Here is a 10,808-nt window from a genome sequence, read left to right as displayed (position 1 = left end):
AGCGCCTGACCTGCGTGCCGGGTATCGCGCACTTTCTGCAGATCGACGAGTACCCGCTGGGCGACTTCGACGACATCACCGAGAAGTGCAAACAGCACTACGGCGATGCGCTGGCCGGGAAGATTTTCTCGGTGCGCTGCAAGCGCGCAGGCAAGCATGCGTTCAGCTCGATGGACGTGGAAAAATACGTCGGCAGCAAGCTGCGTCGTGAGTGCGGTGCGGCCGGAATCGACCTTAAAGCGCCGCAAATCGAAGTCCGTATCGAAGTTCGCGACAAACGGTTGTTCGTGATTCACAGCCAGCACAACGGCATCGGCGGCTACCCGCTGGGTGCGCTGGAGCAGACGCTGGTATTGATGTCCGGCGGCTTCGATTCGACCGTGGCGGCTTACCAGATCATGCGTCGCGGCCTGATGGCGCACTTCTGCTTCTTCAATCTCGGCGGGCGTGCCCACGAATTGGGCGTGATGGAAGTCGCGCACTTCATCTGGAAGAAGTACGGCAGCTCGCAACGCGTGCTATTTGTCAGTGTGCCGTTCGAGGAAGTGCTGGGCGAAATTCTCGGCAAAGTCGATAACAGTCATATGGGCGTGGTTTTGAAGCGTATGATGTTGCGCGCCTCGTCCGAGATCGCCGAACGCCTGCACATCGATGCACTGGTGACCGGTGAAGCGATCTCCCAGGTGTCGAGCCAGACGCTGCCGAACCTGTCGGTGATCGACTGCGTGACCGACAAACTGGTGCTGCGACCGCTGATCGTCGCGCACAAGCAGGACATCATCGACACCGCCAACGAGATCGGCACCGCCGATTTCGCCCGGCACATGCCGGAATATTGCGGCGTGATTTCGGTCAACCCCAAGACTGCCGCCAAGCGGGGCCGGGTTGAGCACGAAGAGAAAGAATTCGACATGGCGGTACTCGAGCGTGCGCTCGCCAACGCCAAACTGGTGCCGATCGATCGGGTAATCGACGAGTTGGGCCAGGATTTGCAAATTGAAGAAGTCAGCGAAGCGCTGGCCGGTCAGATCGTCATCGACATCCGCCACCCGGATGCCGCCGAGGATGACCCGCTGGAACTCGCCGGCATAGAGGTACAGACGATGCCGTTCTATGCAGTGAACGCACGTTTCAAGGAACTGGACCCTACTCGCCAGTACCTGCTGTATTGCGACAAAGGCGTGATGAGTCGCCTGCATGCCCACCATTTGCTCAGTGAGGGGCATGCCAATGTGCGCGTTTATCGACCGAGCTAAGTGCCCGGGGCTGTTTGCCTGTGGCCTGCGTCACCGGCCCCCCGACACCGCCGTCAAGCTGTAACGGCCATGCCGGACACTACTGCTAATCGCTGCCATGACTTGTCAGCAAACCGAATCCTCTGATCGAGATACACAAGTGATCGAAAATCTACGCAACATCGCCATCATTGCCCACGTTGACCACGGTAAAACCACCCTGGTAGACAAACTCCTGCGTCAATCCGGCACCCTGGAGCGCAACGAGCTCAACGACGAGCGCGTGATGGACTCCAACGACCAGGAAAAAGAGCGCGGTATTACCATTCTGGCGAAGAACACCGCCATCAACTGGAACGGCTACCACATCAACATCGTGGACACCCCGGGCCACGCCGACTTCGGCGGCGAAGTTGAACGCGTAATGTCGATGGTCGACTCCGTTCTGCTGCTGGTTGACGCTCAAGACGGCCCTATGCCGCAAACCCGTTTCGTGACCAAGAAGGCTTTCGAAGCCGGCCTGCGTCCAATCGTGGTGATCAACAAGGTTGACCGTCCAGGCGCACGTCCGGACTGGGTTCTGGACCAGATCTTCGACCTGTTCGACAACCTCGGTGCGACCGAAGAACAACTGGACTTCCAGGTTGTTTACGCTTCGGCCCTGAACGGTATTGCCGGTCTGGACCACACCGCCATGGCGGAAGACATGACTCCGCTGTACCAGGCGGTAGTCGACCACGTTCCGCCTCCGGCCGTTGACCGTGACGGTCCGTTCCAGATGCAGATCTCCGCTCTGGACTACAACAGCTTCCTGGGTGTTATCGGTGTTGGCCGTATCGCTCGCGGTCGCGTCAAGCCGAACACCCCGGTTGTCGCTATCAGCGCCGACGGCAAGCGCCGCAACGGTCGTATCCTGAAGCTGATGGGTCACCACGGTCTGCACCGCATCGACGTTGACGAAGCAGCTGCCGGCGACATCGTCTGCATCAGCGGCTTCGACGAGCTGTTCATCTCCGACACTCTGTGCGATATCAACACCGTCGAGGCGATGAAGCCGCTGACCGTTGACGAGCCAACCGTTTCCATGACCTTCCAGGTAAACGACTCGCCATTCTGCGGTAAAGAAGGCAAGTTCGTGACCTCCCGTAACATCAAGGATCGTCTGGACAAAGAGCTGCTGTACAACGTTGCACTGCGCGTTGAAGAAGGCGACTCGGCTGACAAGTTCAAGGTGTCCGGCCGTGGTGAGCTGCACCTCTCGGTACTGATCGAAACCATGCGTCGCGAAGGCTTCGAGCTGGCCCTGGGCCGTCCTGAAGTGATCATCCGTGAAGTTGACGGCGTGAAGCAGGAACCGTTCGAAAACGTCACCATCGACATCCCTGAAGAATCCCAGGGCAAGGTCATGGAAGAGATGGGTCTGCGTAAGGGCGACCTGAGCAACATGGTGCCGGATGGCAAGGGCCGTGTTCGTCTGGAATACAACATCCCTGCTCGCGGTCTGATCGGTTTCCGTAACCAGTTCCTGACCCTGACCAACGGTGCTGGCATCCTGACCTCGATCTTCGACCGTTACGCTCCAGTGAAGTCGGGCCACATGTCCGGCCGTCAGAACGGCGTTCTGGTTTCGGTTGAAACCGGCAAGGCTCTGACCTACTCGCTGGAAACCCTGCAGGCTCGTGGCAAGCTGTTCGTAGAACACGGCCAGGAGATCTACAACGGTCAGATCGTTGGTCAGAACAGCCGCGACAACGACCTGGGTGTCAACCCAACCAAAGGCAAGAAGCTCGACAACATGCGTGCTTCGGGTAAAGACGAAACCATCGCTCTGGTCCCACCTGTTCGCTTCACCCTGGAACAGGCTCTGGAATACATCCAGGAAGACGAGCTGTGCGAAGTTACGCCTAAGTCGATCCGTCTTCGCAAGAAGATCCTCGACGAAAGCGAGCGTACCCGCGCTGCGAAGAAAGCCAAGGCGTAATCCAGCCCTGGAATAAAAAACGCCCCCGGTCGCGAGACCGGGGGCGTTTTTGTTTGTCTGGGGTTTAGGCGATCTTTGTGCTGGCCTCATCGCTGGCAAGCCAGCTCCCACAGGGTTTTGTGGGCGTATTGATCGTTCCTACGCAGAGCGTGGGAACGATCAGGCGCGATCAAAATTTGTCGATGGCCCGGAAATTCTGCACCCGCTCGACTTCTTTCGGCTTATAAGCGCAATACCCCGGCCGCGGCCCGATCTTGGGGTGGTTGCGGCAGGTGTCCGGGCGCTTGTCATAAATGGTGCACAGGCGCGTTTTACGATCCAGGTAATAGCAGTCGTTGTTGCTCATGCGCTGCAGGGTGAAGATTCCCGACTTCTGATTGAAGCGCTCGACCAGACCTTCCTTTTGCAGACGCTTGGCGATGTTCTTTGGCGGATCGCCCAGTTCGAACTCGTCGACCACACCGATGCGCACCAGATCCTTGATCTTCACTTCGACGGGCAGCGTGCAGCAGCTGGACATGCACGAGCCGCACATCGGTGCCGAATATTTGGCCCACGTATCGAGACGATCAATCTCGGCGGCGGCGATCAGGTTGGGCTTCATCATCGGGAGTTACCAGGCGTGTATGCATCAGGGCGCGCGATCATACCGGGAGCGGTGGAATTTTGAACAACCTTTCGCCGGATATTTTCGCAGCGGCCGCATTTTGCCCGACAGGACGGCACGGCCCCTGCATTCATTGGCTCATCCGCCAGGGTTATGTCGCACTGGCGCACAGTCCGCGCAAATACTGCCGAACCAGAGCCGTTACCGCCGGTCAGACCGTCTAGGCTCAGAAAATTCCCGCTCGCTCGAGGTCCTGTTGATGACTCAAGAACCACTAGTTCGCGAAGCAGAGGTGGCCGCGTTCCGCGACGCCGTCCTGACCAAACTCACCTACGCCGTGGGCAAAGACCCCGATCACGCCTTCGACCATGACTGGTTCGAAGCCATCGCCCTGGCTGCGCGTGATCACATGGTCGAACACTGGATGGACCACACCCGACAGATCTATCGCAAAGGCCAGAAGCGGGTTTATTACCTCTCGCTGGAATTTCTCATCGGCCGTTTGCTCTACGACAGCCTGAGCAACCTCGGCCTGCTCGACGTCGCCCGTGAAGCGCTGACCGAACTGGGCGTCGATCTGGAGCGCATCCGCCTGCTGGAGCCCGATGCAGCGCTGGGCAATGGCGGCCTCGGTCGTCTGGCGGCGTGCTTCATGGAAAGCATGTCGACCCTTGGCATCGCCGGTCATGGCTATGGCATTCGTTATGAGCATGGCTTGTTCCGCCAGGCGATTGTCGATGGCTGGCAACAGGAGCAGACCGAACACTGGCTGGATTTCGGCAACCCTTGGGAATTCGAACGGCCGGAAGTGGCCTACCCGATCGGCTTCGGCGGCAGCGTCGAAACCGTCACCGATGCCTCCGGCAAGACTCGTCAGGTCTGGTCGCCGGCGGAAACCGTGCGCGCCATTGCTTATGACACGCCGGTGGTCGGCTGGCGCGGAGCGAGCGTCAACACTCTGCGCCTGTGGCGTGCCCGCGCCATGGAAGACCTGCACCTGGAACGCTTCAACGCCGGTGACCACCTGGGCGCCGTGGCGGAAGTGGCCCGCGCTGAAAGTATCTCCCGCGTCCTTTATCCGGCCGACAGCACCGAAGCCGGGCAAGAACTGCGCCTGCGTCAGGAATACTTCTTCGTCGCCGCCTCGCTGCAGGATCTGCTGCGCCGTCACCGCAACATGCACACCTCGGTGCTGACCCTGGGTGATCACGCGGCGATCCAGCTCAACGACACTCACCCGTCAATCGCCGTGGCAGAACTGATGCGCCAACTGGTCGACGTCTACGACGTCGCGTGGGACGCAGCATGGCAAGTCACCGTCGACACGCTGTCGTACACCAACCACACGCTGCTGCCGGAAGCGCTGGAAACTTGGCCGGTCGGGCTGATGGAACGCATGCTGCCACGGCACATGCAGATCATTTACCTGATCAACGCGCAGCACATCGATTCGCTGCGGGCCAAGGGTATTCATGACTTCGACGTGTTGCGCGCGGTGTCGCTGATCGAAGAAGACAACGGCCGCCGGGTGCGCATGGGCAACCTCGCGTTCCTCGGTTCGCACAGCGTCAACGGCGTGTCCGGTCTGCATACGCAGCTGATGCGCAAAACCGTATTCGCCGAACTGCACAAGCTCTATCCGGAGCGGATCAACAACAAAACCAACGGCATCACGTTCCGCCGCTGGTTGTATCAGGCCAACCCGGAACTGACTTCGATGCTGGTCGATGCCCTCGGCCCAGACCTGCTCGATCATCCTGAAGAGCGCCTGCTCGAACTCGAGCCGTTCGCCGAGAAAACCGCGTTCCGCAAAGCCTTCGCCGAGCAGCGTTTGCACAGCAAGAAGGCGCTGGCCTATCTGATTCACGAGCGCCTCGGGATCGCGGTCAACCCGGCGGCGATGTTCGACGTGCAGGTCAAACGTATCCACGAATATAAACGCCAGCTGCTCAACCTGATGCACACCGTGGCGTTGTACCAGGCGATTCGTGCCGAGCCGGAAGTCGACTGGGTGCCACGGGTGAAGATCTTTGCCGGTAAAGCGGCGGCGAGTTATCACCAGGCCAAGCTGATCATCAAGCTGACCAATGACATCGCACGCGTAGTGAACAACGACCCGACCGTGCGTGGCCTGCTGAAAGTGGTGTTCCTGCCCAACTACAACGTCAGCCTGGCCGAGAGCATCATCCCGGCGGCGGACTTGTCCGAGCAGATTTCCACCGCCGGTTTCGAGGCGTCGGGCACCAGTAACATGAAGTTCGGCCTCAACGGCGCGCTGACCATCGGCACCCTCGACGGTGCCAACGTGGAAATGTGCGAGCGCATCGGTGCCGAGCACATGTTCATCTTCGGTCTCAGTGCGCAACAGGTTGAGGCGCGTAAACAGAACCATGAGTTCAGCGCCGTACCCGACATCGCCGCCTCCCATCGTTTGAACGATGTGCTGCAAGCGATTCGCAGCGGTGTGTTCTCGCCGGACGACACTTCGCGTTATACCGGCCTGATCGACTCGTTGATCGACTATGACCGCTTCCTGGTCTGCGCCGATTTCGACTCCTATTGGGAAGCGCAGAAGCGTGTCGATGCGCACTGGCATGACTCGCAGAACTGGTGGCGTTCGGCGGTGCTCAACACCTCGCGGATGGGCTGGTTCTCTTCCGACCGGACGATTCGCGAGTACGCCACGGATATCTGGAAAGCGCTGGAGTAACTTTCTCCGACAAATCTGCGCAAGGCCCAGCGTTTGTTGGGCCGGATCGATATACTGAGCGCCGGTTAAAAGGCATCAATCACCGCCGTACCCTGTGGGAGCGAGCCTGCTCGCGAAGCGATCGTCGACTTAAACAGAAATGTTGGCTGACAATCCGCCTTCGCGAGCAGGCTCGCTCCCACACGGTTTGTGCCTAGACTGAAGCCATCGCCGGACTCGCCCCGCCCTGGGGCTGCTTAGGGATATCGACCATGCAATGGATGTTCATGTTGATCGGGCTGGTGCTCGGTGGACTGCTCGACGAGTCGTTCAGTGGCGCGCTGTTGGGTGCGCTGCTGGGGCTGGTCATCGGCCAGGCGCTGCGCATTGCGCGCCTTGGCTCGCAGGCGGCGGAGCAACAGCGTCAACTCGAGCAGGTGCGCGAAGCCTTGCAAGGCGTGGCTCAGCGGCTGTTTGTGCTGGAGGGTTCGCCCTCGCATGCGCCCGCGCCGTCACCTGAAGCCGAGCCAGTCGCCGCACCCGTCGACGTGGCTGAGCAGGCAGCCCCGACCCCTGAACTGATCTGGGAACTGCCTCCCGAACTCGAACCGATTTCCGCCGTCGCCCGCGAAACCAGCCAGCCGCTGCCGGCGGATGTCTGGCGCGCCGAACCGGCTCCCGTTGCACCACCGCAAAAACCCGCCGAACCCCGTGGCCCGAACCTGATCGAACGCGGCATCAGCGCTGCGCGCAACTGGCTGTTTGGCGGCAATACAGTGCTGCGCGTCGGTGTGGTGCTGCTGTTTTTCGGTCTGGCATTTTTACTGCGTTACGCCACCGAAGGCATGGTGGTGCCGATCGAGTTGCGGTACGCCGGCGTCGCGGCAGCGGCGTTGGCTCTGCTTGCGCTGGGCTGGTGGTTGCGCCGACGCAACAGCAACTATGCATTGATGCTGCAAGGCACCGGGATCGCGGTGTTGTACCTGACGGTGTTTGCGGCGATGCGTCTGCATCCGTTGCTTGATCCGTCCGCAGCACTCGGTTTGCTGGTCGCGGTGACGGTGTTCTCGGCCATTCTGGCGATTACCCAGGACGCGCTGGGGCTGGCCGCAGCGGCAGCGTTGGGCGGTTTCGCCGCGCCGATTCTCACTTCTACCGGCGAAGGCAATCACGTCGCACTGTTCAGCTATTTCGCTCTGCTCAACGCGGGCATTCTTGCTATCGCCTGGTTCAAGGCTTGGCGCCTGCTCAACCTGATCGGTTTCGTCGGCACCTTCGGTATCGGTTTCGCCTGGGGCCTGCGTTCCTACACGCCGGAAGTGCTGTGGAGCACCGAGCCGTTCCTGATTGTGTTTTTCCTCATGTACCTCGCCATCGGCCTGCTGTTCGCCCGGCGCAAATTGCGCGACTTGCCGAATGCTCCGGCGGAGGCTGATCGCGAGGCGCTGCTGCAATGGTCGGCACGCAAGGGTGATTACGTCGACGGCACCATGCTGTTCGGCCCGCCGATCATTGGCTTCGGTCTGCAGTTTGCGCTGGTGCAGCACCTCGAATTTGCGGCGGCGTTCAGCGCGTTGGCGCTGGGCATGATCTATATGGCGCTGGCCAAAGTTTTGATGGGCGGGCGCGCGATGCTGCTGGGCGAAACCTGCCTGGCGCTGGGAGTGATTTTCGCCAGCCTGGCGATTCCGCTGGGGCTCGATGCGCGCTGGACTTCTGCGGCGTGGGCCGTGGAAGGCGCAGGGATTTTCTGGCTTGGTTTACGTCAGCATCGACCGTTTGCCCGGGCCTTTGCCTTACTGCTGCAACTGGGGTCGGCGCTGGCATTTCTCAGCCAGTTGCAGCCCGGCGAGAGCAGCCTGCTCGACGGCGCACCGCTGGGCGCGCTGATGCTTGGCGCCGCGTTGCTGTTCAGTTTCTTCCAACTGCGCAAGGCTACGCCCGAGCAAACATTGCCGTGGGAAAGGCAAGGCCTGCCGCTGCTGGCGTGTCTGGGCCTGACGTTCCTGTATCTGCTGGCACCGTTGTTCCTGTTCATCCAGGGCACGGCAATCAGTTGGGCCTTGGCCGGTTTGGCAACGTTGTTTGTCGGCTTGCGGATTCAGTCACGTACATTCCTGTTCACCTCATTCGCCGTGCAGTTGCTGGGCGGCGCGTTGTTCCTGCTGCGCCTGCAAACTGCCGGTGAAGATTCGGCGGCGGTGTTCAGCGCTGGCTGGAGCGGCTTGCTCAGTGCGTCCTTGATCGGACTGGCCTTGATTGGCGGCATGCTGCTCGCGGCTCGCGATGAGATGGTGCGCGGCGATGTGCGTTTGCTGCGCGGCTTGTCGGTGGTGTTGCTGGCGGGGTTGGTGCTGATCAATCTGGCGGTGCTGTTCGTGCTGCCGTGGCAAACCGCGAGCGCGGTGTGGGCGGCCAGCGGTTTGCTGATCATCTGGCTGAGCCTGTACCTGCAACAGCGTCTGAGTTTCGTTTTCGGGCTGCTGTTGCAGGTGATCGGCGGCGCAGCGTTTCTGCTCGCCGGCACCGAATGGCTCGGGCCGCTGTCCAGCGAAGGGCTGAAACCGTTGGCCCATGGCGGCTTCTGGACACCGCTGGTGCTGGGGCTGGCCGCGCTGATCGGCGCGTGGCGCTTGCAATTGGGCAACCATGCCACGGCTTTTGATGCCTTGAGTTTGCAGCGCTTGTCGCAAGTGCTGCTGGTCTGGGGCGCCGGTTGGTGGACGCTGGCGTGGGGCAGCGAGATTCTGCGTTTCGCTTCGCCGAACCTGCAAGGCACATTGTTGCTGCTGGTCGCTGCGATCAGTGTGGCGCTGTGGACGCTGTTGTCACTGCGCTTGAAATGGCCGGCGCTGGGGTTGCTCTGCACCTTACTGATTCCTGCGGCGGCGCTGGTTTTGCTCGGCGCTTGGCATTCGCGCTACCACCCGGCCGCCGACTTCGGCTGGCTGGCGTGGCCGGCGCTGTTCGTGGTGCACTTCTTCAGCCTGCGCCGCTTGGCGTCGATGTTGCCGGCGCGCGCATTGAGCGTGGCCCATGTGCTCGGTTGCTGGCTGCTGATTGGCGTGCTGGCGCTGGAGTTGCGTTACGGCCTGCTGTTGTTGTCCGAGCAGTACAACGCGTGGCGCTGGCTGGGCTGGGCGATTCTGCCGAGCCTCTATCTGTTGCTGATGGCTGTACCCCGAACGTGGCCGTGGCCGGTGGCCGCATTTGCTCGTGAGTACCGCTTGTATGCGGCGGCACCGCTGGCGGTGCTGATGCTGGCGTGGTTCTGGCTGGCCAATGGCGTCAGCGATGGCAATGCCGAACCGTTGCCTTACGTGCCGCTGCTCAACCCATTGGAGCTGGGGCTGCTGTTTGCGCTGTTCGGCGTTTATGTCTGGTCGCGCAGCGCCGTTGCGCAGTTGTCGATCCGTCAGGATCATGCCGACCACGCCACGCAACTGATCGCCGGGGTTTCGCTGTTCGCCTTCTGCACTGCGCTGGTCACCCGCGCGGCGCATCACTGGGCCGGCATCCCGTTCGAGCTTGATCAACTGCTCGCGTCGATGCTGGTGCAGGCCGGCCTGTCGATCGTCTGGACGTTGATGGCGCTGGGGCTGATGATCGGCGGCCATCTGCGCCATCGCCGCGAAGTGTGGCTGATCGGCGCGGCGCTGATTGCGCTGGTGGTGGCCAAACTGATTTTTGTCGAACTGAGCAACCGTGGCGGCCTCGCCCGGATCGTCTCGTTTATCGGTGTCGGCGTATTGCTGCTGGTGGTCGGCTACTTCGCGCCGCTGCCACCCAAGCGCGTCGAGGCTGAACCGGCGGCGGACAAACCCGCGCCGGAAACCGAAGGAGTTGCATCTTGAGTCGCATGCTGAATCTGGGGTGGTTGGCGCTGGGCGTGGTGATGGTCGCTGGCGCTCAGGAAAAACCGGCGGACTTCGCCACGCAAGTGCCGTTGACGGTGAGCGGCAATGGCCCGTGGTATCGCCTCGACCTGCCGCTGAGCGCGCAATTGCAGGCGCGCCAGACCGATCTCAGCGACCTGCGTGTGTTCAACGCCGCCGGCGAAGCGCAGGCCTACGCCTTGGCTCGCGAATCGGCGCAGACCCGCGACGACGGCAAGCTGCACGAGGTCAAATGGTTCCCGCTGTACAACGCTGCCGACGCCAGCGAGCGTGCGCCGAATGTGCGCGTGCAGTCGACCACCAACGGCACCCTGGTCGAAGTGCAACCGTCCTCGCAACTGGAGGCGGGCGAAGAAGTGCTGCGCGGCTGGCTGCTCGATGCCAGTGCGATCAAGGCACC

6 protein-coding genes are annotated in these 10,808 nt (G+C 61.3%); 5 read left to right on the top strand and 1 reads right to left on the bottom strand.

The window, feature by feature from the left end:
• Both thiI and typA read left to right on the top strand, forming a co-directional pair.
• Window positions 1–1,256, top strand: a 1,256-nt coding sequence (thiI, locus tag OQK_RS09130; protein ID WP_016772103.1) for a tRNA uracil 4-sulfurtransferase ThiI, incomplete at its 5' end; no start/stop codon positions are given.
• A 139-nt stretch (window positions 1,257–1,395) separates the two neighbouring features.
• Entirely contained in the window at window positions 1,396–3,216 is a 1,821-nt protein-coding gene (gene typA / locus OQK_RS09125; protein WP_016772102.1) for a translational GTPase TypA, read from the top strand.
• Window positions 3,217–3,385: 169 nt separating this feature from the next.
• Here typA and OQK_RS09120 read toward each other — a convergent pair whose 3' ends face one another.
• Window positions 3,386–3,823 carry a YkgJ family cysteine cluster protein gene (locus OQK_RS09120; protein ID WP_016772101.1) on the bottom strand — a complete coding sequence of 146 codons (438 nt, stop codon included), beginning with the start codon at window positions 3,821–3,823 and terminating at the stop codon, window positions 3,386–3,388.
• Between the two features lie 259 nt (window positions 3,824–4,082).
• On the opposite strand from OQK_RS09120, the gene OQK_RS09115 reads away from it, so the two are divergent.
• From OQK_RS09115 to OQK_RS09105, 3 genes are all read left to right on the top strand, one after another.
• A complete protein-coding gene (locus tag OQK_RS09115; protein WP_016772100.1) occupies window positions 4,083–6,533 on the top strand; it encodes a glycogen/starch/alpha-glucan phosphorylase in 2,451 nt (816 codons plus the stop codon).
• A gap of 251 nt (window positions 6,534–6,784) precedes the next feature.
• Entirely contained in the window at window positions 6,785–10,366 is a 3,582-nt protein-coding gene (locus OQK_RS09110; protein WP_016772099.1) for a DUF2339 domain-containing protein, read from the top strand.
• A partial coding sequence (locus OQK_RS09105; protein WP_038860794.1) for a DUF3999 family protein occupies window positions 10,363–10,808 on the top strand: 446 nt, incomplete at its 3' end. The genes OQK_RS09110 and OQK_RS09105, both read left to right, overlap by 4 nt.

This window comes from Pseudomonas sp. R62 (assembly GCF_000257605.1).
GTDB lineage: Bacteria > Pseudomonadota > Gammaproteobacteria > Pseudomonadales > Pseudomonadaceae > Aquipseudomonas > Aquipseudomonas atacamensis.
This window is presented reverse-complemented; position numbering and strand designations above follow the sequence as displayed.